This window comes from Gordonia insulae, from assembly GCF_003855095.1.
GTDB lineage: Bacteria > Actinomycetota > Actinomycetes > Mycobacteriales > Mycobacteriaceae > Gordonia > Gordonia insulae.
Genome location: NZ_CP033972.1, coordinates 1,424,221 through 1,446,781 on the forward strand (window position 1 = coordinate 1,424,221; position 22,561 = coordinate 1,446,781).

Annotated in this window: 25 protein-coding genes; all 25 read right to left on the reverse strand. The window is 67.4% G+C overall.

Features of this window, described 5'->3' with window-relative positions; genetic code table 11:
• Positions 1-5: 5 nt before the first annotated feature.
• The 25 genes from D7316_RS06495 to rpmE all read right to left on the reverse strand — a co-directional run bounded on the left by D7316_RS06495 (position 6) and on the right by rpmE (position 22,392).
• On the reverse strand, positions 6-1,256 hold the full coding sequence (locus D7316_RS06495) for an AAA family ATPase (RefSeq protein WP_124707551.1): 1,251 nt from the start codon (positions 1,254-1,256) through the stop codon (positions 6-8).
• A 162-nt stretch (positions 1,257-1,418) separates the two neighbouring features.
• Entirely contained in the window at positions 1,419-2,711 is a 1,293-nt protein-coding gene (gene mdo, locus D7316_RS06500; RefSeq protein ID WP_124707552.1) for an NDMA-dependent methanol dehydrogenase, read from the reverse strand.
• A gap of 124 nt (positions 2,712-2,835) precedes the next feature.
• Positions 2,836-3,651: an energy-coupling factor ABC transporter ATP-binding protein gene (locus D7316_RS06505; RefSeq protein WP_124707553.1), complete on the reverse strand. Its 816-nt coding sequence runs from the start codon at positions 3,649-3,651 to the stop codon at positions 2,836-2,838.
• Complete coding sequence (gene cbiQ, locus D7316_RS06510) at positions 3,648-4,424, reverse strand: cobalt ECF transporter T component CbiQ (RefSeq protein ID WP_124707554.1); 777 nt, start codon at positions 4,422-4,424, stop codon at positions 3,648-3,650. The genes D7316_RS06505 and cbiQ overlap by 4 nt, the downstream gene beginning before the upstream one ends.
• A 5-nt stretch (positions 4,425-4,429) precedes the next feature.
• The gene (locus D7316_RS06515; protein ID WP_124707555.1) at positions 4,430-4,819 is read right to left on the reverse strand and encodes a PDGLE domain-containing protein; all 390 of its coding nucleotides are present in this window, start codon (positions 4,817-4,819) and stop codon (positions 4,430-4,432) included.
• Positions 4,816-5,544 carry an energy-coupling factor ABC transporter permease gene (locus D7316_RS06520; protein WP_124707556.1) on the reverse strand — a complete coding sequence of 243 codons (729 nt, stop codon included), beginning with the start codon at positions 5,542-5,544 and terminating at the stop codon, positions 4,816-4,818. The genes D7316_RS06515 and D7316_RS06520 overlap by 4 nt, the downstream gene beginning before the upstream one ends.
• Before the next feature lie 91 nt (positions 5,545-5,635).
• The gene (locus tag D7316_RS06525; RefSeq protein WP_124707557.1) at positions 5,636-5,977 is read right to left on the reverse strand and encodes an ArsR/SmtB family transcription factor; all 342 of its coding nucleotides are present in this window, start codon (positions 5,975-5,977) and stop codon (positions 5,636-5,638) included.
• A 2-nt stretch (positions 5,978-5,979) separates the two neighbouring features.
• Entirely contained in the window at positions 5,980-7,236 is a 1,257-nt protein-coding gene (gene murA / locus D7316_RS06530; protein WP_124707558.1) for a UDP-N-acetylglucosamine 1-carboxyvinyltransferase, read from the reverse strand.
• 28 nt (positions 7,237-7,264) lie between these two features.
• A complete protein-coding gene (locus D7316_RS06535; protein WP_124707559.1) occupies positions 7,265-7,915 on the reverse strand; it encodes a cob(I)yrinic acid a,c-diamide adenosyltransferase in 651 nt (216 codons plus the stop codon).
• A 51-nt stretch (positions 7,916-7,966) separates the two neighbouring features.
• Positions 7,967-8,410 carry a DUF2550 domain-containing protein gene (locus D7316_RS06540; protein WP_124711164.1) on the reverse strand — a complete coding sequence of 148 codons (444 nt, stop codon included), beginning with the start codon at positions 8,408-8,410 and terminating at the stop codon, positions 7,967-7,969.
• Positions 8,411-8,622: 212 nt separating this feature from the next.
• Entirely contained in the window at positions 8,623-9,003 is a 381-nt protein-coding gene (locus D7316_RS06545; protein ID WP_124707560.1) for a F0F1 ATP synthase subunit epsilon, read from the reverse strand.
• A 9-nt stretch (positions 9,004-9,012) separates the two neighbouring features.
• Positions 9,013-10,461, reverse strand: a complete 1,449-nt coding sequence (gene atpD / locus D7316_RS06550) for a F0F1 ATP synthase subunit beta (protein ID WP_124707561.1) — start codon at positions 10,459-10,461, stop codon at positions 9,013-9,015.
• Between the two features lie 33 nt (positions 10,462-10,494).
• Positions 10,495-11,427 carry a F0F1 ATP synthase subunit gamma gene (locus tag D7316_RS06555; RefSeq protein WP_124707562.1) on the reverse strand — a complete coding sequence of 311 codons (933 nt, stop codon included), beginning with the start codon at positions 11,425-11,427 and terminating at the stop codon, positions 10,495-10,497.
• Positions 11,428-11,469: 42 nt separating this feature from the next.
• Positions 11,470-13,101, reverse strand: a complete 1,632-nt coding sequence (gene atpA / locus D7316_RS06560; protein WP_124707563.1) for a F0F1 ATP synthase subunit alpha — start codon at positions 13,099-13,101, stop codon at positions 11,470-11,472.
• Between the two features lie 70 nt (positions 13,102-13,171).
• Positions 13,172-14,521, reverse strand: coding sequence for a F0F1 ATP synthase subunit B/delta (locus D7316_RS06565; protein ID WP_124707564.1), 1,350 nt, complete (start codon positions 14,519-14,521; stop codon positions 13,172-13,174).
• 1 nt (position 14,522) lies between these two features.
• Positions 14,523-14,996, reverse strand: coding sequence for a F0F1 ATP synthase subunit B (locus D7316_RS06570; RefSeq protein WP_124707565.1), 474 nt, complete (start codon positions 14,994-14,996; stop codon positions 14,523-14,525).
• Between the two features lie 46 nt (positions 14,997-15,042).
• Entirely contained in the window at positions 15,043-15,300 is a 258-nt protein-coding gene (locus tag D7316_RS06575) for a F0F1 ATP synthase subunit C (RefSeq protein ID WP_124707566.1), read from the reverse strand.
• A gap of 85 nt (positions 15,301-15,385) precedes the next feature.
• Complete coding sequence (atpB, locus tag D7316_RS06580) at positions 15,386-16,147, reverse strand: F0F1 ATP synthase subunit A (RefSeq protein ID WP_124707567.1); 762 nt, start codon at positions 16,145-16,147, stop codon at positions 15,386-15,388.
• On the reverse strand, positions 16,144-16,557 hold the full coding sequence (locus tag D7316_RS06585; protein ID WP_124707568.1) for a hypothetical protein: 414 nt from the start codon (positions 16,555-16,557) through the stop codon (positions 16,144-16,146). Before D7316_RS06585 ends, atpB begins: the two co-directional genes overlap by 4 nt.
• Before the next feature lie 313 nt (positions 16,558-16,870).
• On the reverse strand, positions 16,871-18,121 hold the full coding sequence (locus tag D7316_RS06590) for a glycosyltransferase family 4 protein (protein ID WP_124707569.1): 1,251 nt from the start codon (positions 18,119-18,121) through the stop codon (positions 16,871-16,873).
• Positions 18,122-18,131: 10 nt separating this feature from the next.
• A complete protein-coding gene (locus D7316_RS06595) occupies positions 18,132-19,349 on the reverse strand; it encodes a serine hydroxymethyltransferase (protein WP_124707570.1) in 1,218 nt (405 codons plus the stop codon).
• A 3-nt stretch (positions 19,350-19,352) separates the two neighbouring features.
• The gene (locus D7316_RS06600; RefSeq protein ID WP_124707571.1) at positions 19,353-20,009 is read right to left on the reverse strand and encodes an L-threonylcarbamoyladenylate synthase; all 657 of its coding nucleotides are present in this window, start codon (positions 20,007-20,009) and stop codon (positions 19,353-19,355) included.
• Positions 20,010-20,033: 24 nt separating this feature from the next.
• Complete coding sequence (prmC, locus tag D7316_RS06605; protein WP_124707572.1) at positions 20,034-20,921, reverse strand: peptide chain release factor N(5)-glutamine methyltransferase; 888 nt, start codon at positions 20,919-20,921, stop codon at positions 20,034-20,036.
• Entirely contained in the window at positions 20,918-22,009 is a 1,092-nt protein-coding gene (gene prfA, locus D7316_RS06610) for a peptide chain release factor 1 (RefSeq protein WP_124707573.1), read from the reverse strand. Before prfA ends, prmC begins: the two co-directional genes overlap by 4 nt.
• 155 nt (positions 22,010-22,164) lie before the next feature.
• Positions 22,165-22,392: a 50S ribosomal protein L31 gene (gene rpmE / locus D7316_RS06615; RefSeq protein ID WP_124707574.1), complete on the reverse strand. Its 228-nt coding sequence runs from the start codon at positions 22,390-22,392 to the stop codon at positions 22,165-22,167.
• Between the last annotated feature and the right edge of the window lie 169 nt (positions 22,393-22,561).

A 22,561-nucleotide genomic window follows, 5' to 3' on the forward strand; every position in this document is an offset into this window, starting at 1 on the left:
GTGACCTAGAACGGGCGCTTGCGCGCGGTGCCGCGGGCCTTGAACGAGCGACTCCCCTGGCCGGGACTCACCCCACCGCGGGTACCCGCGTCGTTGTGACTGCCGGGCGACCCGTAGTAGTCGTCGGCGTGCCGGCCCGGTGCATCCTTGGCGGCGCGCTTGGCCTGACCGGAGTTGTCCCCGTGGTCGTGGTCGTGGTCGCCATGATCGTGATCGTGGTGATCACGTGAGTGGCCGTGCGAATGACCGTGGCCGTGGCCGTGGAGGTGAGCGGGCACCTCGGCATTCGGGTCGACCAGCCGCGGTATCGCATCGATGGCACGGGTCAGGTCGCGGTCGTACTTGACGACCACATTGGCCGTGTCGGAGAGGATCTCGGCGTTGAGCTCGTCGGCGCCGAGGACGGCGAGCGTGCGCGCCCAGTCGATCGCCTCGGAGATGCTGGGGGCCTTGCGAAGATCCAGGTCGCGGAGTCCGCGGACGATCTCGACGAGCTTGGCCGCGAGCGTCTCGGACAGTCCCGTGTTCTTCGACTTGATGATCTCGAGTTCGCGCTCGGCCTCCGGGTAGTCCAGGGACAGGTGCAGGCACCGCCGCTTCAGGGCTGCGGAGAGATCACGAGTGTTGTTGGAGGTCAACACGATCATCGGCTGGTGGGTCGCCACGAAGGTGCCGATCTCCGGCACCGAGACCTGGTACTCGGCGAGCAGCTCCAACAGCACCGCCTCCAATGCCTCGTCGGCACGGTCCACCTCGTCGACGAGCAACACCACCGGATGATCCGAACGCACCGCCTCGAGCAACGGTCGTGGCGCCAGGAAACGCTCGGAGAAGAAGACGCTCTCCTCCGCCCCGATCCGCTCCACCGCCTCGGCGATGGTGGACGTGTCGGCGACGACCTGACCGATCTTCTCGCGCAGCACCTGCGTGTAGAGCAGTTGCTTGCCGTAGTCCCACTCGTACAGGGCGGTCGTCTCGTCCTGGCCTTCGTAGCACTGCAACCGGAGCAGTTCACGCCCGGTCACCTCGGCGAGCGTCTTGGCCAACTGGGTCTTGCCCACGCCGGCCGGGCCCTCCAGCAGGATCGGCTTGCCCAGCCGGCTCTGCAGGAACACCGTGGTGGCGAGTCGCTGATCGGCAAGGTAGCCGGCGTCGGCGAAGCGCTCGACAACGTCCGCCACGTCGGTGAACTCGATCGCGTCGTCGGCAACGGTCGGATCGAGAGTTGAGGTGTCATCGGCGAGGTGGACGGACATCGGTGTCTCCGGTTCTCTGCGTTGCTGATTCATCAGCGTGTCTTCATCAGCTTGTCGAATGCATCGGTGATCGCGGCTTCCTTCGGGTAGGAGACGGATGGCGGACCCGGGTCGGGGGCATTGGGTCCGCCATCCGCCACCGTCGTAGAGGTTGGGGGACCTCTACGAGATCAGGTCGTCGAGATCACCGTTGAAACAGTGATCGACGACGGGCCGGACGGTCTCGAAGGTGCATTCCTTCGGGTTGCCCGGCGTGCATGCGTCACCGAGAACGTGATTGGTGATCGCATCGATGGATTCGGGGGCTCCGGAGATCTCCTTGCGGTTCTCGTAGAACTTCGTCGGACCGGTGCCGAGACGGTTCTTGATGTGCGAATCCTGTGTGACATCGGTGAACTTCTCGGGGATGCCGACGTCGCGCAGCAATCGGATCGCGGCGTTGAGCGCCTGGTCGGCCGCCTGCACCTTGGTCATGCCGTGCGTGTCGACGCCCATCGCCTCGGCGAGATCGGCGAAACGGTCGTACAGGACCGGCATGTTGAACGCCCACACCCGTGGCAACGCGATCGCGTTGTTGAGGCCGTGGTGGGTGTCGTAGAACGCCGAGACCGCGTGGCTGATCGAGTGGATGATGCCCAGGCCGCCCGAGTTGAATGCCTGCGCCGCAATGTATTGCGCGTACATCATGCCCTCGCGGCCGGCGAGTTCGGTCGGATTCCAGGTCGCCTCACGCAGATGACGCGCGGTCAGCCGGACGGCGTGCAGCGCATTGCCCATCGACGGCGGGAAGTTCAGTCGCGACACGTAGGGTTCACTCGCGTGTGCCAGCACGTCGAAGCCGCACTGTGCGGTGAACGCGACCGGGCAATCGTAGTAGAGAACCGGATCGTCGATCGCCAGTGTCGTCACCGAGGCGTCGTCGAACGCCACGTACTTGTGCGGCTTGTCCGGATCGGTCGTGGTGTCGGTGATCACGTAGGCCCAGGAGGTCTCCGAACCCGTACCGGCCGTGGTGGATACGGCGATGTGCGGGGGATTCTTCGGGTTCTCGCTCTTGTTGAAACCCTCGAACTCGTTGATGTTGCGACCGTCGTGGGCCACCGAGATCCGGGCGCCCTTGCAGGCGTCGTGGGCGGACCCACCTCCGATGGAGATGAAGGAGTCGCACTGCTCGGTGTTGTACAGCGAGACGGCGTCCATCACGTTGTAGTCCTTGGGATTCGACTCGACCTGGTCGAACAGGACGACCTCGAGACCGTGGTACTTGCACGACTCGACGATCTTGTGCACGGTGTCGCTGCCGCGCAGGCCGGTGGTCATCACCAGGGTCCGCTTGAAACCGAGCTTGAGGGCCTCGGGGCCGATCATCTCGTGTGCACCGGGACCCATCATGGCCCGCGGGAACGGGTGAAACTCCTTGATGGGAAACGGTTTCAGTAGTTCGTCAACCTGCATGATGACCTGACCTCCTGCGCGATGCGCATCTTTCAACGTCGGTAGTGGAGCACCGGCGACGTTACGCGCGTCACACATCACCAAACAGGTCTCGAACGTCAAACCGTCCGTTACGTCCGCAGCACTACCCGGTCGGTAGCGAGCGACCTGTCCGATCGGACAGGTCGGCCATCGTCCCGACGTCGAATCCCCATGGCAGTTCCAGCCGATGGCGGGCCAACGTGTCCGCGTCCGCGAGGATGTCGAGGATCGCGCCGTCGGCGACCACCCGTCCCTCGTCGATGATCACGGCCCGGTCGCACAGTTGCGCCGCATAGGGCAGGTCGTGGGTCACCACGAGCATGGTCGTGTGGAGAGTCAGCAGGGTCTCGGCCAGTTCGCGGCGCGCCACGGGGTCGAGGTTGGCCGACGGCTCGTCGAGCACCAGGATGTCGGGTCGGCAGGCCAGGACGGTGGCCAACGCGCCCCGCCGGCGTTGCCCGCCGGAGAGGTGATGCGGACTGCGTTGGGCGTGTTCGGTCATCCCTACCGCGGCCAACGCTTCCCCGACGCGTTCGGCGAGTTCGGGGCTGCCGACCCCGAAGTTGGCCGGTCCGAACGCGACATCCTCCGCGAGGGTCGGCATGAAGAGCTGATCGTCGGGGTCCTGGAAGACCAGTCCCACCTGCCGCCGCACCTGACGCAGCGAGTCCTTGGCGACGGGCGTGCCGTGGATCCGGACCTGTCCCCCGGTCGGCAGCAACACGCCGTTGAGGTGCAACATCAGCGTGGTCTTGCCGGCGCCGTTGGGCCCGAGCAATGCCACCCGCTCACCCGGGCGGATCGAGAGGTCGACACCGTCGAGCGCGAGATGCCCGTCCGGATAGGTGAATCGCAGATCGCGTGCCTCGACGGCCCACTCCCCCGATGTGTCGTGATCGCATCGCGTCTGATCTGTCATCTTGTCCCCCAGGCGATCACGGCGACCATGACGGCCACCAGAGCGGGCAGTGCGACGGTCACCCATTGACCGGCGGTGGCGCGCGGGGCCGTCGCCACACCGGGCATCTCCGGTACCGACCCGGTGAAGCCTCGCGACATCATCGCCAGGTGCACGCGTTCCCCACGTTCGTAGGAGCGGAGGAAGAGGGCGCCGACACCCTTGGCGATCGCACTCGCCTGGTGCAGCATCCGAGGTGAGTCACCGCGAGCCAGCCGTGCGATGTGCATCCGCTTGATCTCGGCGGAGAGCAGATCGGTGTACCGCAGCATCATCACGATGACCGGGCTGAGTGTCCCGGGCATGCCCAGGCGAGTCAACGCCAGCGGGAGCTCGCGGGCCGGGGTGGTCGCGGCGAAGGTGAGCGACGCGGCGACGCCCAATGTGCCCTTGATGACGATGCCCCACGCCGCGTACAGGCCGGCGACCGACAACGAGAGTCCCGCGACGTCGATCCGCTGTCCGCCTTCGGCGAAGGGCAGCAGCACGGCGAGGACCACGAACGGGGCCTCGATGAGCATCCGCGGGAGTATCCATCGGACTCCGATGCCACCGCATCGCCACACCACGAACAGGATCGCGGCGTAGACCGCGTAGGGCCAGAACATCTCCCGGGGGGTGGCGACGACCGCGAAGACGAAGACGACCAGGCAGACCAGCTTCACCTCGGTCGGAGCCCGGTGCACCACCGAGTCGCCCGCACGATAGAGCGGATGGGCATGGCCGACACCCATGGTGCTCAGCGTCCGCCGTCGGCGCTCGACGTCGAGCGGGCGGAGCGACGCGAGGCGATCAGCCAGAACAGGCCCACCGCGACAGCGAGGGTGACGAGCACACCGATGACGCCGGCGATGCCGTTGGTGTAGCCGATCCCACGGACGGAGTAGTCGGCCAGCGGCGACGACGCCATCGCATGGTCGGTCGCGTGCTGGGCGATGCAGTTGCCGCTCAACTCCTCGGCGCCGTTGACCTCGACCGTCTCGCACCCGCGCAGCGTCGCCGAGTCCAGCCCGTCGGGCGACGAGCTGGCCGCATACGAGACGATGCCGGCGATCAGAAGCGCGGCCACGGCGAAGGCCGCCAAGAAGGTACGCCGACTGACGCGCCGCGGATGGCTGGTGGTGGTCATGCCGGGACTCCGATCGGATCGTGGCTGGTGCGGGCCTGGGTGCGCAGCAGGTACACCAGGTCGGGGCGCGCCCGCGCGACGGCCATCACCGTCACCGCCGTGATGAGCCCTTCGCCGATCCCGATCAGGGCATGTGTGCCCCACATGTAGGCGGCGACGGTGCCGAGCGATTCGGCAGCCGCACCCCCGAGTGCATACTCGACCACGAATCCCGTTGCTGCAGCTACTGTTCCGCACAGCGCAGCGAGGAATGCCACGACTCCGAGTCGGCCCACCGACGCCGATCGCCGCCCGATCAGGCGGTAGGCCGCAACCGCGACCAGGTAGCCGACGAAGGTCGAGATCAGCGCCATGTTGGTGATGTTCGCCCCGAGGGCGGTCACGCCGCCGTCGGCGAACAGCAACGCCTGGACGACCAGCACGATCGCGATGCACAGCGCGCCGGTGTACGGGCCGACCAGAATGGCGGCCAGGGCGCCCCCGAGCAGGTGGCCGCTGACGCCGGGCAGGATCGGGAAGTTGATCATCTGGACTGCGAAGATGAACGCCGCGACCAGGCCGGCCATCGGGACCGTCTTCTCGTCGAGATCGGTACGGGCGCGCCAGACGCAGAACGCCAGGCCGGCGAGGGCGATCACCCCGAACAGCGCGGAGACCGGCGCGTTGATGATGCCGTCGCTCATGTGCATCGCGACGGTCGTGGTGGTGGGTGTCAACGTGGACATGAGGCGACGTTAAGACCACCGCGGTCATCTGTCCACCTATTCAGATGTTTACGTGAACAGACTGTCCGAAGGGGCAGGTGGGACACCACCCTTAGGTGTGCCCGGCGCCCATCCAGTGCAGCAGACGGTGGACGGTGTCATCGTCGAGTCGATAACTCACCGACCGCCCGACCCGGGTGGAACTGACCCACCCCTGGTGCCGGAGCACACGGAGCGCTTGGGAGACAGCCGTTTCGGTCCGACCGACAGCGGCGGCTAGGTCCCCGACGATGATGCCGGGATGTCGGTGCAGGACCACGAGGATCGCCAGGCGATGCGGGTCCGACAGGAGATCGAAACGCGTGGCCCACTCGGCGATGTCCACGTCCGCATGCGCGGACCCGTCGGTCCCGCTACCGCCTCGCGACTCGTGGTGAACGTGCTCGGTGGCCATCGTCAGCCACCCACCCGCTCGATCTCGCCACCGAGGCTGCGCAGATTCTCCACGAAATGCGGGTAACCGCGATCGATGTGCTCGACGTCGTGCACCTCGGTCACCCCGTCGGCGACGAGTCCGGCGAGCACCAATCCCGCGCCGGCGCGGATGTCGGAGCACCACACGGGCGCACTGGACAGGCGCTCGATCCCGCGGAGCACGGCGTGATGTCCGTCGGTGCGCGCATCGGCACCGAGCCGGACCATCTCCTCGACGAACCGGAACCGCGCCTCGAAGACGTTCTCGGTGATCACCGACATCCCCTCGGCGATGGCGGCCATGCCGATCGCCATCGGCTGCAGGTCGGTGGGGAATCCGGGGAACGGCAACGTCGACACGTTGACGGCGATCGGTCGACGGTCCTGGCGTACCCGGAAGCCGTCGGCGAACCGGTCGACCTGCGCACCCGCGTCACCGAGCTTGTTGAGCACCAGCTGCAGGTGTTCGGGGAGCACACCGCGCACGGTGACGTCGCCGCGCGTCATCACCGCGGCGATCCCCCACGTCGCGCCGACGATGCGGTCGCCGACGACGCGGTGCGTGGTGGGATGCAGCCGGTCCACTCCGCGCACGGTCAACGTCGAGGTGCCGGCACCGTCGATCTGCGCACCCATCTGCTGGAGCATGACGCACAGATCGACGATCTCGGGTTCACGGGCTGCGTTGTCGATCGTGGTCTCGCCGTCGGCGAGCACGGCGGCCATCAAGATGTTCTCGGTCGCACCGACCGACGGGAACTCCAACGCCACGGGCGCCCCGATCAGCGAATCCGCCTCGGCGACCACGCATCCGTGCTCGATCGAACTGTGCGCGCCCAGCGCACGCAGGCCGGCCTGGTGCATGTCCAGCGGACGGGACCCGATGGCGTCGCCGCCCGGCAGCGCGACGACGGCACGGTGGCAGCGCGCCATCAGCGGCCCGAGCACGCACACCGACGCGCGGAACTGCTTCACCGCATCGAAATCGGCGTGGTACTTGGGCTCGGCCGGCGCCTCGATCCGCACGGTCTCACCGTCGATCGTCACGACGGCGCCGAGGCCGCGCAGCACGTCGGCCATCAGCGGGACGTCGGCGATCTCCGGTGCGTTGGTCAACGTGGTCGTGCCCTCGGCGAGCAGCGATGCCGCCATCAGCTTCAGCACGCTGTTCTTGGCACCACCCACGGAGACCTCACCGGTCAGGCGGGCTCCACCGGAGACCAGAAAGCGATCACTCACGCTGCCACCTTAGCTGTCGGCCCCGCGATCATCGGCGTTGCTCGGCCGCACTGCCACCCGCACCTCGGCTCGTCCGGCTCGCGGGCGGCCGACGGCGCTCGCCACCCGGCACCCACTTCACGTCGCCGTCGCCGTGCGGGGGCCGGTTGGCCACCCGGGACAGGATGAACAGCAGATCCGACAACCGGTTCAGGTAGCGCGCGGGCAGCACACTGGTGCGCTCGGGATCGGCCTCCACCGCAGCCCACGCCGAGCGCTCGGCCCTGCGGGTGACCGTGCGGGCGTGGTGCAGCAGTGCGCTGAGCGGACTGCCGCCGGGGAGGATGAACGAGTCCAGGTTCGGTAACCCCTCGCCGAAACCGTCGCACCACGTCTCCAGCGCGTCGATGTAGTCCTGTTCGACCCGCAGCGGGGGGTATTCGGGATCCGCGACCACCGGGGTGGCGAGGTCGGCGCCCGCGTCAAACAGATCGTTCTGCACGATCTGCAGGACCTCGGCGATGTCGTCCGGGACGTCGCCGCCGAGCGCCAGGGCCGTCCCGATCACCGCGTTCGCCTCGTCGCAGTCGGCGTAGGCCGCCACCCGCACATCGGTCTTGGCGACCCGGGAGAAGTCGCTGAGTCCTGTCGTGCCGTCGTCGCCCGTGCGCGTGTAGATGCGCGTGAGATGTACCGCCATGTCCTGAATCTACTTCCCGGTCAGGCCGCGACGATCGTCGACCTGCTGTCGTCAGGCGCTGCGCCGACGCTGCGATCGATGGGATTGTCGGGATTCGAGCCACGATTGGAACGCGGTGTCGGCGCCCGGCGCCATCGCGAGTTCGTAGGCGCGGCCGGCGTCGTCGGCGCCCGGCTCGAGTTCCATGATGATCATGCCCTCGAGGATGTCCGCCTCGGTGCCCTCGGGGCGACGGCGACGACTGATCTCGATCGACTGCCGGGTCAGGGTGCGTGTGGGTCCCGGGCGCAGCGAACTCAGCCGGAAGTAGCGCAGTGTCTCGTCGCCGTAGTGCACAGTCCCATGGCGCCAGCCCTCGTCGGCGGCGGCGGGGAGCTCGCGCAACAGCACCGGGGTACCCGCCTTGCGCAACTGCGCCAGCCGATAGGCCAGGAGGGCACAGACGAGCACGGCGACGACCAGCATGATGCCGAGCAGCAACGAGATCGACGACAACACCAGGCGCACACCTCCCGCCGGCGGCCGCGCGTGGGCTGAATGCGATGCGTTGGTTCACACACCGTGGCGAGTCGAGCGACTCGGTGCGCGGCCGTACCTGACACCAGCATGCCAGACACAGCACGGCGGCCGGCCATCGCAGTGTTGCGATGACCGGCCGCCGTCTGATCTGACCGCCTGTGGCCGCATGTCGCGACCCGCGGGTTGGGCTACTTGGCCGCGTGCTCCGCCGCCGCCAGGCGCGAATGCGCACGGTTGTACTCTTCGCTACCCGGCTCTGCTGCCTCCAGGGCTGCGCGCTCGGCCGCCGCGTCGATACCGTCGGCCCACTGGGCCGACTCGGCGAGCACCGTCACCGATTCGCCGGTGACCGACAGGAAACCGCCCTGCACGGCCGCCGACAGGCGCTTTCCGCCCTCTTCGACGATGACGACGAAGCCACCGGCGACGAGCTGGCCGAGCAACGGCTCGTGATTGGCCAGCACGCCGAGTTCACCAGAGGTGGTCTGCGCGATGACGAAGGTGGCCTCACCCGAGTACAACTTCTCGTCGGCGGCGACGACCTCGACGTGAAAGGACTTCTCAGCCATGACGATCCGCTACTTTCCGCTGATCTTGGCGGCCGCAGCCTCCACGTCGTCGAGTCCACCGCAGCTGTTGAAGGCCTGCTCCGGCAGGTGATCGAACTCACCCTTGGCGACCCGGTCGAATGCCTCGATCGTGTCCGCGAGCGGCACGACCGAACCCTTCTGGCCGGTGAACTTCTCGGCGACCAGGAAGTTCTGGCCGAGGAACTTCTGGATGCGACGTGCGCGCTGCACCGTCACCTTGTCCTCTTCGGAGAGCTCGTCCATACCGAGGATGGCGATGATGTCCTGGAGTTCCTTGTACTTCTGCAGGATCCGCTTGACCTCGTTGGCGACGCGGAAGTGCTCGTCGCCGACGATCGAGGCCTCCAGGATGCGCGAGGTCGACGTCAGCGGATCCACGGCCGGGTAGATGCCCAGCTGCGAGATCGGACGCGAGAGCTCGGTGGTCGCATCGAGGTGCGCGAAGGTGGTCGCCGGTGCAGGGTCGGTGTAGTCGTCGGCAGGGACGTAGATCGCCTGCAGCGAGGTGATCGAGCGACCCTTGGTCGAGGTGATGCGCTCCTGGAGCTCACCCATCTCGTCGGCCAGCGTCGGCTGGTAGCCCACGGCGGACGGCATACGACCGAGCAGGGTCGACACCTCCGAACCGGCCTGGGTGAACCGGAAGATGTTGTCGATGAACAGCAGCACGTCCTGGTGCTTCACATCGCGGAAGTACTCCGCCATGGTCAGCGCCGACAGCGCCACGCGCATACGCGTGCCCGGCGGCTCGTCCATCTGACCGAACACCAACGCGGTGTCCTGCAGAACGCCCATCTCCTCCATCTCGAGGTGGAGGTCGGTGCCCTCACGGGTGCGCTCACCGACGCCGGCGAACACCGACGTGCCGGAGAACTCACGGGCGATACGGGTGATCATCTCCTGGATGAGCACGGTCTTGCCCACACCGGCGCCACCGAAGAGGCCGATCTTGCCGCCCTTCACATACGGGGTCAGCAGGTCGATGACCTTGATGCCCGTCTCCAGGATCTCGGTCTTGCCCTCGAGCTCGTCGAACGGCGGCGGCTTGCGGTGGATGCTCCACTCTTCACCGTCGCGACCGAGGCCGGGGGTGTCGAGGCAGTCGCCGAGGGCGTTGAACACGTGGCCCTTCACGACGTCGCCGACGGGCACGACGATCGAACGGCCGGTGTCGGAGACGGTCGCACCGCGGACCAGGCCGTCGGTGGGCTGCATCGAGATGGTGCGCACCAGGTTGTCGCCGAGGTGCTGCGCGACCTCGAGCGTCAGGGTCTTGGCCACCGCGTCGAGAGTGATCTCGGCGTGCAGCGCGTTGAAGAGTTCTGGGATCGAACCCCGCGGGAATTCGACGTCGACGACGGGGCCGATGATGCGGACGACACGGCCGTCGGCCGAACCCGTCGAGGCATCCGAGGGTGTGGTTACTGCTGCGGTCATTGTGGTTGGGTCACTTCCTCTTGGGTCGATAGGTCACTTGGCCAGGGCGCTCGAACCGCCGACGATCTCGCTGATCTCCTGGGTGATCTGCGCCTGCCGGAGCTGATTGGCCTCGCGGGACAGCGAGGTCGCCAGCTCTTCGGCGTTGTCGGTGGCCGCCTTCATGGCGGTCCGTCGGGCCGCCGACTCCGACGCCGCGGAATCGAGCAACGCCGCGTAGACGCGGGTCGCGAGATACTGCGGCAGGAGCGCCTCCAGCAGGGCCTCCGGCCCCGGCTCGAAGGAGTAGTTGCGCGAGGACGAATGGATCTCGGCCTCTTCGGGATCGTCGTCCTCGGTCACCACGAGCGGGGCGATCCGACGGACCTCCGGCAGCTGGGTGAGCATGGAGACGAACTTGGTGTAGACGAGGTGGAGTTCGTCGACGCCCTCCAGGGTGCCTTCCCCGTCCGGCCGCTCCACCTGCTCGCCCGATCCGGCGAGGAAAAGATCGACCAGGAAGTTCGACGCGTTGCTGGCGTCGGAGTAATCCGGCGACTGGGAGAACCCGGTCCACGAATCGGCGACGGAGGTGTCGCGGAACGAGAAGTACCCGACACCCTTCTGCCCCATCACGAACAGCACCGGCTCCTTGCCCTCGTCGCGCAGCAGCGCGATGAGTTCACGGGTCGCCCGCAACACGTTCGAGTTGTAACCACCGCACATACCGCGGTCGCTGGTGACCACCAGGACCCCGGCACGCTTGGGCTGCTCCCGCTCGACGAGCAGCGGGTGATCGAGCGAGCCGGAGTTGCTCGCCAGTTCGGAGAGCACCTCGGTCATCTCGTGCGCGTACGGTTTGGCGGCGACGACGCGGGCCTGGGCCTTGGTGATCCGCGAGGTCGCGATCAGTTCCTGGGCCTTGGTGATCTTCTTCGTCGAGTTCACCGACCGGATGCGTGAGCGCAGCTCACGAATGCTGGCCATGCGTCCTCACCCCTTCCTTCGGACGATATGCGGACGACGCGATCACGACTTGCGGACCGTGATCTGCTCGTGCGTGACGTCCTCGGAGTCCATGGCCTTGGTCTCGGCCTCGTTCACCACACGCTTACCGTCGTGCGTCAGGTAGCTGTTCTTGAACTTGTTGGTCTCGTCGACCAGTGCCTCGGCCTGGTCGTCGGTCAGCACCTTGCCGCCGGCGATCGAGTCGTAGACGCCCTTGGCCTCGTGGTGCAGATGGCTGAGCAGCTGGGTCTCGAAGTTGCGCACGTCGTCGACCGGAACCGAGTCGTAGTGGCCCTCACCGCAGAGGTAGATGGACACGATCTCGTCCTCGACCGAGTACGGCGAGTACTGATCCTGCTTGAGCATCTCCACCCAGCGGGCGCCGCGCTCGAGCTGCGCCTTGGACGCGTCGTCGAGGTCGGAGGCGAAGGCGGAGAACGCCTCGAGCTCACGGAACTGGGCGAGCTCCAGACGCAGCGAGCCGGACACCTTCTTCAGGCCCTTGGTCTGGGCAGCACCACCGACGCGCGACACCGAGGTACCGACGTTGATGGCCGGGCGGACACCCTTGTTGAAGAGGTCCGACTCCAGGAACACCTGACCGTCGGTGATCGAGATGACGTTGGTCGGGATGAACGCCGAGACGTCGTTGGCCTTGGTCTCGATGATCGGCAGACCGGTCATCGATCCGCCACCCATCTCGTCGGACAGCTTCGCGCAACGCTCCAGCAGACGGGAGTGCAGGTAGAAGACGTCGCCGGGGTAGGCCTCGCGGCCCGGCGGGCGACGCAGCAGCAGCGAGATCGCGCGGTAGGCCTCGGCCTGCTTGGTGAGGTCGTCGAACACGATGAGGACGTGCTTGCCCTCGTACATCCAGTGCTGGCCGATCGCCGAGCCGGTGTACGGGGCCAGCCACTTGAAGCCGGCGGAGTCGGAGGCGGGCGCCGCGACGATGGTGGTGTACTCCATCGCGCCGGCCTCTTCGAGAGCGGTCTTGACGCCGGCGATGGTCGAGCCCTTCTGCCCGATCGCGACGTAGATGCAGCGAACCTGCTTGCTCTCGTCGCCGGACTCCCAGTTGGCCTTCTGGTTCAGGATGGCGTCGATGCAGACCGCGGTCTTGCCGGTCTTGCGGTCGCCGATCACCAGCTGACGCTGGCCGCGGCCGATGGCGGTCATGGCATCGATGGCCTTGATGCCGGTGGCGAGCGACTCCTCGACCGGCTGACGCTCGAGCACCGAGGCGGCCTGCAGTTCGAGAACGCGCTCGGCCTCGGACTCGATGTCACCGAGGCCGTCGATCGGCTTGCCCAGCGGGTCGACGACGCGACCGAGGAACTTGTCACCGACCGGCACCGAGAGGACCTCGCCGGTCCGGCTGACCTGCTGGCCTTCTTCGAGCGACTCGTAGTCACCGAGGATGACGCAACCGATCTCGTCTTCGTCGAGGTTCAGGGCCACGCCGAGCACGCCGCCGTCGAACTGCAGCAGTTCGTTGGCCATCGCGCCGGGCAGACCGCTGACGTGCGCGATACCGTCCGATGTGTCGGTGACGATGCCCACCTCGTCACGGGAGGCATCGGCTTCGAACGACGAGACATACTGCTCGATCGCTCCCTTAATCTCGTCTGGTGAGATCGTCAACTCCGCCATGGGTACTCGTCTTTCTTGCTCAGTCCGGCTGGTGGTTTGGGTTGTTCGCTGGATGTGATGGTCGTGTCGGTCAGCGCGGCAGGCTCTCGGCCGCCTTCGCCAATCGGGTCGCGACGTCGGCCTCGATCACCTCGTCGCCGACCGCGATGCGCAGGCCGCCGAGGAGGTCGGGATCGATCTCGGTCTGAACCGAGATCGTGCGGCCGTAGATGGTCCCGAGCACCGACGCGAGCCGCGCCTGCTGTGCATCGGTCAGATCGGCGGCCGACACCACGTGCGCCACCGATTCGCCGCGACGCGCTGCCGCCAGTTCGGCCAGGTGGTCGACGGCGACGTCGGCCGGCTGTCCGTGGAGCAGCACGAGCGTGTGCGACAGCAGGTACCACGTGTGGGCACCCACCTTGTCCCCCACCAGCGACTGCAGCAGGTCCACCCGCTTGGCGGCGTCATGGGTGTGGTCGGACAACAGCGAGGCCAACCGCGGGTTCTGCTCGAGCAGGCGGGCGACCCCGAAGAGTTCGTTCTCGACCTGCTCGATCGTGCCGTCGCGCTCGGCGGCGGCCAACACCACGAGGGCGTCCTGCCGACGCAGCGCCGCGGTGAAGTCGGCGGTGGTCGACCAGCGCTGTTCGACGGCCGCCACCAGGATGTCGACCACGATCGGTGAGACCTTGCCGCCGAACAGGTTGCGGGCGAGCTCGGTCTGTCCCGCGGTGTTGTCCTCGTCCTCGGTGAGCCGCTTGCGCAGCACCGGATTCGCATCGAGGAGTCGGATCACGTCGGTGAGTTCCACGGCCGCGGCGGTGAGCGCCTCGCCGTCGAGTGAACCCGCCTTGGCGTCGAACTCCTTGGCGACGGCGCGCGCAGCGTCGCGACTGCTCGCCCGCATGGAGTGCAGGCCGATCAGTTCCGAGCTGTGGGCGACCAGATCCCCGGGACCTCCGGCCGACATCGATTCGAGTTCGTCGATGACACGGTCGATGCTGTCGGACTGCGCCTGCGGATCGGCCAGATGCGACCGGACCAACTGCCCGGCACCGTCGACCGCGGTGAGACCGAGATCGGTACGGAGTTCACGGACGAGGCTGGAGCGGCTCAGGGCGACCTGGGCCTTGCCGTGCTCGGTGATCCGCTTGACCTCGGAGTCGGCCTGCGCCTTGATGTCCTCGGAGATGGCCTTGGCGTCGACGAGCGCACCCTTGTGCAGTTCCTCGGCCTCGGCCTTGGCCTCGGCGAGAGCCCGTTCGTGAGCGGCCTTCGCGTCGACGACGCGAGCCTTGGCGGCCTCGCTCTCCGCCACGTTGTGCGCGATGGTCTCCTTCTGGGCGTTGACCGCCTTGGAGAGCACCGGCCTCAGGTACTTCCAGAACAGGAAGATGATGACCGCGAACCCGATGAGGTTGCCGATGACGATGCTCAACTCAGTTCACCTTCTCCGTCGACTTTGCCGACACGTCGACACCCAGGACCCGACCTGCCAATGTCGCCGACAAGGCGTCGACGTCGGCGCGGGCGGTCGATGCAGCTTGATCGCCCTCGGCCTTCAGTTGCTTGGTCGTCTCGGCGAGCACGGCGTCCGCCTCGTCGGTGGCGCGCTTCTTCGCCGCGGCCAACTGCTCGTTGCCCTCGGCACGTGCCTGGTCCCGAATACCGGTCGCGTCGCCTCGAGCTTCTTTGAGCGCGGCCCGGTATTCGGTGTCGGCATCCTCGTAGCTCGCCGCAGCGGCACGGTTGTCCTCAGTTGTCTTCGCGACCATGGCATCACGGTCGTCGAGCACCTTGAGGATCGGTGGCACGACCATCGTCCGGATCACGAGGAAGACGATGACGAAGATGATCAGGCACACGAAGAATGTGCCGTTGGGGATGAGGAAGTTCTCTGCGGCGAGATTCATGTTGCGGATTTACCTTGATCCTCAGGATCCCGGTCGGAGACCGAGATCAGGACTGGCCGGAGATCGGGGTGGCGAAGACGAACAGCGCCATGAACGCCAGGTTGATGAAGTATGCGGCCTCGACCAGACCCACGGTGATGAAGAACGGGGTGAACAGGCGGCCCTGGGCCTCCGGCTGACGTGCGATACCCGCGATCAACTGAGCGCCGGCCAGACCGTCACCGATACCGGCACCGATCGCGCCACCACCCATGATGATGCCGCCACCGATCAACGCACCCAGACCAATCAGATTGGGATCCATTTAGAACTTTCCTTTCGGGTGAAAACTGGCAATCCGATTGCCAGGTCTTTGGCCCGGCCGGCGGTGCCGACCAGGGTCGAGCTGGTTAGTGGTGGTCCTCGTCGAGCTCCATCGCCTGGCTGAAGTACAGGATCGTCAGCAGCGCGAAGATGAAGGCCTGGATCAGACCGACGAAGAGGTCGAAGGACTTCCACAGGGCATTCGGCGCCCACATCACGTAGATCGGCATCAGCGCGATCAGCGCCACCATGATGCCGCCCGCGAACATGTTGCCGAAAAGACGGAGGGAGAGCGAGACGGGCTTGGCGATCTCCTCGATGATGTTCACCGGCGCGATGGCGACCGAGTGACCCTTGACGAGTTTGATCGGGTGGCCGATGATGCCGCGCCGCTTGACGCCGGCCGCGTGGTACCAGACGAAGACGAAGAGCGCGAGGGCGTAGACGAAGTTCGCGTCGCTGGCCGGCGGCTTGAGCCACTCGTGCGTGCCACCCTCGGCGGTGCCGTACTGCGCCGGGATGATCGACAACCAGTTGGCGATGAGGATGTAGGTGAAGAGGGTGACCGCGAGCGGCAGGACGAAGCCGGCGATCTTCATTCCGATCGCGCTCTCGATCTGGCTGCGCATCTGAACGGTGATGACCTCGAAGTAGAGCTGAACGGAGTTCGGCTTGTTCGACGTCATCTTGAATCGCACGAAGAACGCGAGGGCGATGACGATGACCGCTGCCACCGCACTGCCGATGACCGTGTCGATGTTGACGGTCATGCCGAGCCACTCGACCTCGGTGTGGTGGCCGACCTCGATCGCCGACTCCGACTCGGCCAGATAAGACGTTGCGGTCATGGCTGCTTACGAAGTCCTTTCATCACCGGAATCACCGTGTTGAGTACCAGGATCACCTGGCCGACAGCGAGTCCGAACATCGCGCCCAGCCCGTCGGGCCGGACCAGGATGGCCGCCACCAATGCGAGAACCGTGATGGCCCCGAGGCGGTATGCAGAATTGAGAGCGAGCAGTTTCTTGCGTGGGTCGGGCGCCGCGGCGACGTTCTCGACAGCACGCATGACCAGCTTCGTGTTGATGAACACCAACACCACACCGGCCAGGAAGAAGACGGCGAACCAGAAGTGGCCCAACAGGATCGATGCCACCCCAACCGCGACCGTGACGACGCCGGCGATGATGCCCGGACGGACGAGCCCGGTCGGGGCCGACGGGTAATAGGAGGTTGAGTCAGGGGCAGATGTTGTCATTCGCCTCTCCTCAATCCATCACCTGTCGTCACGGGCACAGGCCATCGCGCGTGCGATCGGCGACTGTCGTCACCGGACGTAAGCTCGCGGTTTTCTGTGACACTACCAACACCCGCACTCGCGCCAACCGGGGGGTCTACGCGCTGCGGAGCAGGCAGAGCGTCGATGTGGTCCGAGACCTGCCGCCGGTTTTGCCGGACCGGCCGGACTCGAGCCGACGTCGACCTACTACGACCGATAGTACATGGGTTTTTACCATTGCCTTACCCGGGGTCCCACTACTCCCCGATCGGTCGGGCACGACGCTGACCGATCAGGTCCGCCCCGCCACCGGATCGGTGGTGTCCGGATGATCCGCGTGACCGCGAGTGCGGAACTGGGCGTATCGCCGCTGCAACCGTGGGGCCATCGTGACCAACAGCGCCACGATCAGGCCGGCACCGAACATCGGTGCGACGACCGACACCGGGAACAGCGTACTGGCCGCCGCCGAGAACGCCAGTACTCCCACCCAGAGATAGATGATGAGCGCGACCCGGCGCTGCGAATGCCCGAGCTCGAGCAACCGGTGATGGAGATGCATCTTGTCGGGCGTGTAGAAACCCACGCCGGCACGGGTGCGCCGGACGACCGCCATCAACATGTCGAGCATGGGCACGAACACGACCGCGGCCACCAGGATCAGCGGCGAGAGCAGGGTGAACACGTCCGCCGGCCCGTATGCGTTGATCGCGATGCGACCGGATGCACTCGTCGACGCCGCCGCCAGCATGAGGCCGATCAGCATGGCACCGGAATCCCCCATGAAGATTCGCGCGGGCGAGAAGTTGTGCGGGAGGAAGCCGAGGCAGGCGCCGGCGAGCACCGTCGAGATCAGCGCCGGCGGGTAATAGCTGACGTCGCCACCCTGGTCGTGCAGCAGCCCGAGCGAGAACATGCAGATGGCCGACGCCGCGATCAGTCCCAGGCCGGCGGCCAGGCCGTCGAGTCCGTCGACGAAGTTGACCGCGTTGATCGTGGCGACGGTGATCGCGACGGTCAGCAATCCGGCCTGCAGCGGATCGAGGACCACCGTCCCGATGTCGGCGAACGGGACATAGAGCAGGTACCAACTGACGCCCATGATCACCAGGACGCCTGCCGCGGTCAGCTGACCGGCGAACTTGGTGAGTGCGTCGAGTCCCCAACGGTCGTCGATCACACCGACCAGCACGATGACGGTGCCCGAGACGATGACCGCGCTCATGTCGCTGGTGTAGGCGAAGCCCCTGGTCAGTGCGGGCAGGTTCGCCGCAAGGGCGATGGCGGCGACCATGCCGGCGAACATGCCCAGGCCGCCGAGGCGCGGGGTCGGGATCACGTGGACGTCGCGCACCCGCGGCACCGCGACGGCGCCGACCCGGATGGCGAAGACCCGCACGAGCGACGTCAGCAGGTAGGTCACGGCAGCCGCGGTCAGCCCCACCAGCGCGAGCTCCCGCAGCGGTACACCGGCTCCGCCGCTGTCGGCCGCCGACAGGGCGGTCAGCAGCGTTCCGGGATCGCCGGCGGGTGGGTCGAACACCCGCACCAGGCTACCCGCCCACCCGTGCCTCGATTTCGCGGCGGATCGCCGCGTGTTGTGGCCCACCGACCGGTTCGGCCAGCGCTCGATCGATCCAGTCGGCCACCGTCGGCATGTCGTCGACGCCGAGCCCGGCGAGGACCGACGACGGCGTGCCGACGCGGATGGCCGAGCCCTCGGCCGGGGGCCGATGGTCGAACGGGAGGACTGCCCGGTCGACGACGACACCGGCCGCGGCCAGCCTGAGCTGCGCCTCGATCCCGGTGAGGCCGACGGACGACACGTCCACCACGGCGAGATGGATGTCGGTACCGCCGCTCACGATCCGCAGACCGCGCGCGGTCAGCTCGTCACCCAGGCGGCGGGCCGTCGCAACGGTGGCTGCGGCATACTCGGCGAACTCCCGCGTTCCCGACTCCCGCATACACACCGCCGTGGCGGCGATCGTGTTCATCGCCGGGCCACCCTGCACGAACGGTTGGACGGCCTTCTGCAGGACCGCGCGATGCATCTCGCGGGCGAGGATCATGCCGCCGCGCGGACCCTGCAACACCTTGTGCGTCGACAGGGTGACGACGTCGGCGTACGGCACGGGCGACGGCACCACCGCGCCGGCGACCAGTCCCGCCAGATGTGCCGCGTCCACCCAGAGGATCGCCTCCGCATCGTCGGCGATCGCCCGTAGGGCGGCGAAGTCGATCACACGCGAGTACGCGGCGCCACCGGCGACGATGATGCTCGGCCGGTGCAGGAGGGCCAGGTCGCGGAGTTCGTCGTAGTCGATCCGCTCGTCGGCTTCGCGCACCCCGTAGTGCAGCGGTGCGAACCACCGACCGGAGAAGTTGGCCCGCGAACCATGGGTCTGGTGGCCGCCGTGCTCGAGTCGTAGGGCCAGCACGGGGTCACCGATCTGGGCGAACGCGGCGTAGACGGCGAGATTGGCGGCGCTGCCGGACAGCGGCTGCACGTTCACGTAGTCGGCGCCGAACCGTTCCGCGGCTCGATCGATCGCGAGCTGTTCGACCTCGTCGACCACCTCGCATCCCCCGTGGAACCGGGCGCCCGGATATCCCTCGGCGTATTTGGCTCCGAGGTCGGAGACCAACGCAGCACGAACGGCCGGACTCGCGGGCGTCTCGGAGGCGATCAGCTGCAGGGTCGACGCGCGGCGCCGACTCTCACGCTCGATGAGTCCGGCGATCTCTGGGTCGGTCGATGGGCCGGACATGGATCAGCGCGCGGTCAGGAGTTCGACGTCGAGGTCCAGCACCTCGGCGATGGCCGCGGTGGAGACGGCGCCCTCCCGCAGGATCCGCGGGGTGGACCCGGTCAGGTCGACGATGGTGGACGCCTGCGCGGCGGCAGCCGGTCCACCGTCGAGATAGACCGAGACCGATTCGCCCAGCTGCTCGCGGGCCTCGTCGACGGTCGTCGCGGGTGATCGTCCGGACACGTTCGCGCTCGACACCGCCATCGGCCCGACCTCACGTAGCAACTCGATCGCCACCGGGTGCAGCGGCATACGCAGCATCACCGTGCCGTCGGTGTCCCCGAGATCCCATGCCAGCGAGGGCGCCTGCTCGACGACCAGGCTGAGTCCACCCGGCCAGAACGCCTCGACGAGGTCGCGGCCTGCGGTGGACACCGACAGCACCAGTCCGTCGATGGTGTGCCAGGACCCCACGAGAACGGGGACCGGCATGTCGCGACCTCGCCCCTTGGCGGCCAGCAGTGCGGCGACCGCCTCGCTGTCGAAGGCCTCACAGCCGATCCCGTAGAGCGTGTCCGTCGGGAGGACGACCAGCCGACCGGCCTTGGCCGCACCGACGGCCGCGCGGATGCCCGCCGCCCGGGTGTCCGGTTCACCGCAGTCGAATACCGTGCTCACCCGGCCATCTTCCCACGACGGACGTCACGCGGATCGCAGCGGCCCGGCGGGTCCACGCCGTGCGGTGACGAACCGCGGCCGGCCGGCGAGGTCCCGATGCGCGCGGACGTCCACGAACGCGCCGGTCACCGACATCGCCGCCACCACCGCGTCCGACGTCGAGTCGTCGTGCTCGAGGCCCACCACACCGCCGGGACGCAGCATCCCGGCGATGACGGTCAGCATCGGGGTGATCACCGACATCCCGTCGGCCCCCGCGAAGACGGCCTCGGCGGGGTCGTGGGCCACCTCCGGCGCGACTGCAGCGCCGTCGGGCACGTACGGCGGGTTCGCGACGACCACGTCGATCGAACCGGTCGGGATCGACGCGCGCATGCGGTCCGCGTCGGTGACGTCGGCCGCCACCACCGACACCCTGGCGCGCACACTTCCGGCAGCGCGATCGACGTTGCCGCGCAACCACTCCAGCGCCACGGGTGACCGCTCGACGGCCCGCACGCGTGCGGTCGGGAGCATCGTCGCGATGGCGATTGCGAGGGCGCCACTGCCGCTGCAGAGATCGACGACCGACGCCGGGCCGTCGATTCGCCCCGCTGCGCCACAGGCCCATTCGGCGAGAAACTCCGTCTCCGGCCGCGGCGTGAACACGCCCGGCCCGACGGCGAGCTCGGCGGGTCCGAACGCTGCGGTTCCGATGATGTGCTGCAAGGGAATCCGCTGCGCACGACGGGTCACGGCCGCGCGGTACGCGGTGCGCGCGGCGTCGTCGAGCGCGTCCATCATCAGGAGCCGGCCCCGGTCGACGCCCGACAGCGCGACCAGCAGCCATTCGGCATCGCTGCGCGCAGAGTCGATCCCGGCGGCAGCCAATTGCTCAGTGGCCCGGGACAGTTCGACGTCGACCGTGCTCACTGCGCTTCGAGCCGGGCCTGCCGGTCGGCATTCACCAGCGCGTCGAGCAGCGCGTCCATGTCGCCGGCCAACACCGTGTCGAGGTTGTTGGCCTTGTAACCGATGCGGTGATCGGTGATGCGGTTCTCCGGAAAGTTGTAGGTCCGGATGCGCTCCGAACGGTCGACCGTGCGGATCTGCGCGGCACGCCCCTCGGCGGCCGCGGCGTCGGCCTCCTCCTCGGCCGCCGACTGCAGCCGCGCGGCGAGGACCTGCATGACTCGAGCCTTGTTCTGCAGCTGGGAGCGTTCGTTCTGACAGGTCACCACGATCCCGGTGGGCAGGTGCGTGATACGCACCGCCGAGTCGGTGGTGTTGACGCCCTGTCCGCCCTTCCCGGACGACCGATAGACGTCGATCCGTAGGTCCGACTCGTCGATCTGGACCTGCTCGATCTCCTCGGGTTCGGGGTATATCAGCACTCCGGCAGCGGAGGTGTGGATACGGCCCTGCGATTCGGTGACCGGCACGCGCTGGACCCGGTGCACCCCGCCCTCGAACTTGAGCCGCGACCAGACCCCGTCGCGCAGTTGCTCTCTCGACTTGATCGAGATGGTCGCTTCTTTGTAGCCGCCCAGGTCGGATTCGGTGACGCCGAGCGTCTGCGCCTTGAATCCTCGGCGCTCGCAGTACTTCAGGTACATCCGGGCGAGGTCGGCGGCGAACAGGGCCGATTCCTCGCCGCCCGCACCGGACTTGATCTCCAGGACCACGTCGTCGCCGTCGTGGGGGTCACGGGGCGCGAGTAGGTCGGTCAGCGTCGCGTCGAGTTCGGCCACGGTCGCCTCGAGCGCCGGGATCTCCTCGGCGAACGCCGGGTCGTCGGCCGCGAGTTCACGGGCCGCGGCGAGATCGTCACGGGCGGCCTCGAGACGACGATGCGTCGACATGACCGGCGCGAGTTCGGCGAAGCGCTTGCCGACGCGGCGCGCCGCCGTCGGATCGTCGTGCAGCGACGGATCGGAGAGTTGCGCCTCGAGACCGGCATGCTCGGCGAGGATGTCGTCGATCGCCGACGGACTCCGGCCCGACGATTCCTGTGTGGTCACGTGGTGCTCACCTCTCAGTGGTGTCGCTACCGGGATGTCGCTCACCGGGCTCTCATTCGCCGGCTTCCCGCCGCACACCGATCCGTACGGAGAAACGAAAAACGACGCCCGACCGGGCGCAGACTGTGCGCGCCGGAGGGGCGTCGTCGATCGGGCTACTGTGCGTCGGCCTTCTTGGCGCGCTTGCCGTAGCGCTTCTCGAACCGGGCCACGCGGCCGCCGGTGTCGAGGATCTTCTGCTTGCCGGTGTAGAACGGGTGGCACTGCGAGCAGACCTCGACGTTGATACGTCCGTTGTCCGCGGTGCTGCGGGTCTCGAAGGTGTTGCCGCAGCCGCAGACGACCGTGGTCGTCGCGTACTCGGGGTGGATTCCCTGCTTCATCTGGTTGTCCCTTTCTGTGGTCGCCGGGTCACCGTCGGGGATCGACGGTGTGAACCGGAACCGGACTCGACCGCTCAGTATGCCACGCGGGATGCGCCGCCCGGAAATCCGGGAAAGCACTGCTCGCTCGCGTCTTCGCGATCCACCCTGCCCAACACGGCACCATGGG

What these genes read in the sequence shown, in the direction of transcription:
- mdo (WP_124707552.1), bottom strand. Translation starts at nt 2,711, where the DNA reads ATGCAGGTTGACGAACTACTGAAACCGTTTCCCATCAAGGAGTTTCAC.
- D7316_RS06570 (WP_124707565.1), bottom strand. Translation starts at nt 14,996, where the DNA reads ATGAATCTCGCCGCAGAGAACTTCCTCATCCCCAACGGCACATTCTTC.
- atpB (WP_124707567.1), bottom strand. Translation starts at nt 16,147, where the DNA reads ATGACCGCAACGTCTTATCTGGCCGAGTCGGAGTCGGCGATCGAGGTC.
- cbiQ (WP_124707554.1), bottom strand. Translation starts at nt 4,424, where the DNA reads ATGGGTGTCGGCCATGCCCATCCGCTCTATCGTGCGGGCGACTCGGTG.
- D7316_RS06545 (WP_124707560.1), bottom strand. Translation starts at nt 9,003, where the DNA reads ATGGCTGAGAAGTCCTTTCACGTCGAGGTCGTCGCCGCCGACGAGAAG.
- D7316_RS06495 (WP_124707551.1), bottom strand. Translation starts at nt 1,256, where the DNA reads ATGTCCGTCCACCTCGCCGATGACACCTCAACTCTCGATCCGACCGTT.
- D7316_RS06575 (WP_124707566.1), bottom strand. Translation starts at nt 15,300, where the DNA reads ATGGATCCCAATCTGATTGGTCTGGGTGCGTTGATCGGTGGCGGCATC.
- atpA (WP_124707563.1), bottom strand. Translation starts at nt 13,101, where the DNA reads ATGGCGGAGTTGACGATCTCACCAGACGAGATTAAGGGAGCGATCGAG.
- rpmE (WP_124707574.1), bottom strand. Translation starts at nt 22,392, where the DNA reads ATGAAGCAGGGAATCCACCCCGAGTACGCGACGACCACGGTCGTCTGC.
- D7316_RS06555 (WP_124707562.1), bottom strand. Translation starts at nt 11,427, where the DNA reads ATGGCCAGCATTCGTGAGCTGCGCTCACGCATCCGGTCGGTGAACTCG.
- D7316_RS06525 (WP_124707557.1), bottom strand. Translation starts at nt 5,977, where the DNA reads ATGGCCACCGAGCACGTTCACCACGAGTCGCGAGGCGGTAGCGGGACC.
- D7316_RS06505 (WP_124707553.1), bottom strand. Translation starts at nt 3,651, where the DNA reads ATGACAGATCAGACGCGATGCGATCACGACACATCGGGGGAGTGGGCC.
- D7316_RS06595 (WP_124707570.1), bottom strand. Translation starts at nt 19,349, where the DNA reads ATGTCCGGCCCATCGACCGACCCAGAGATCGCCGGACTCATCGAGCGT.
- atpD (WP_124707561.1), bottom strand. Translation starts at nt 10,461, where the DNA reads ATGACCGCAGCAGTAACCACACCCTCGGATGCCTCGACGGGTTCGGCC.
- D7316_RS06520 (WP_124707556.1), bottom strand. Translation starts at nt 5,544, where the DNA reads ATGTCCACGTTGACACCCACCACCACGACCGTCGCGATGCACATGAGC.
- D7316_RS06535 (WP_124707559.1), bottom strand. Translation starts at nt 7,915, where the DNA reads ATGGCGGTACATCTCACGCGCATCTACACGCGCACGGGCGACGACGGC.
- D7316_RS06585 (WP_124707568.1), bottom strand. Translation starts at nt 16,557, where the DNA reads ATGACAACATCTGCCCCTGACTCAACCTCCTATTACCCGTCGGCCCCG.
- D7316_RS06515 (WP_124707555.1), bottom strand. Translation starts at nt 4,819, where the DNA reads ATGACCACCACCAGCCATCCGCGGCGCGTCAGTCGGCGTACCTTCTTG.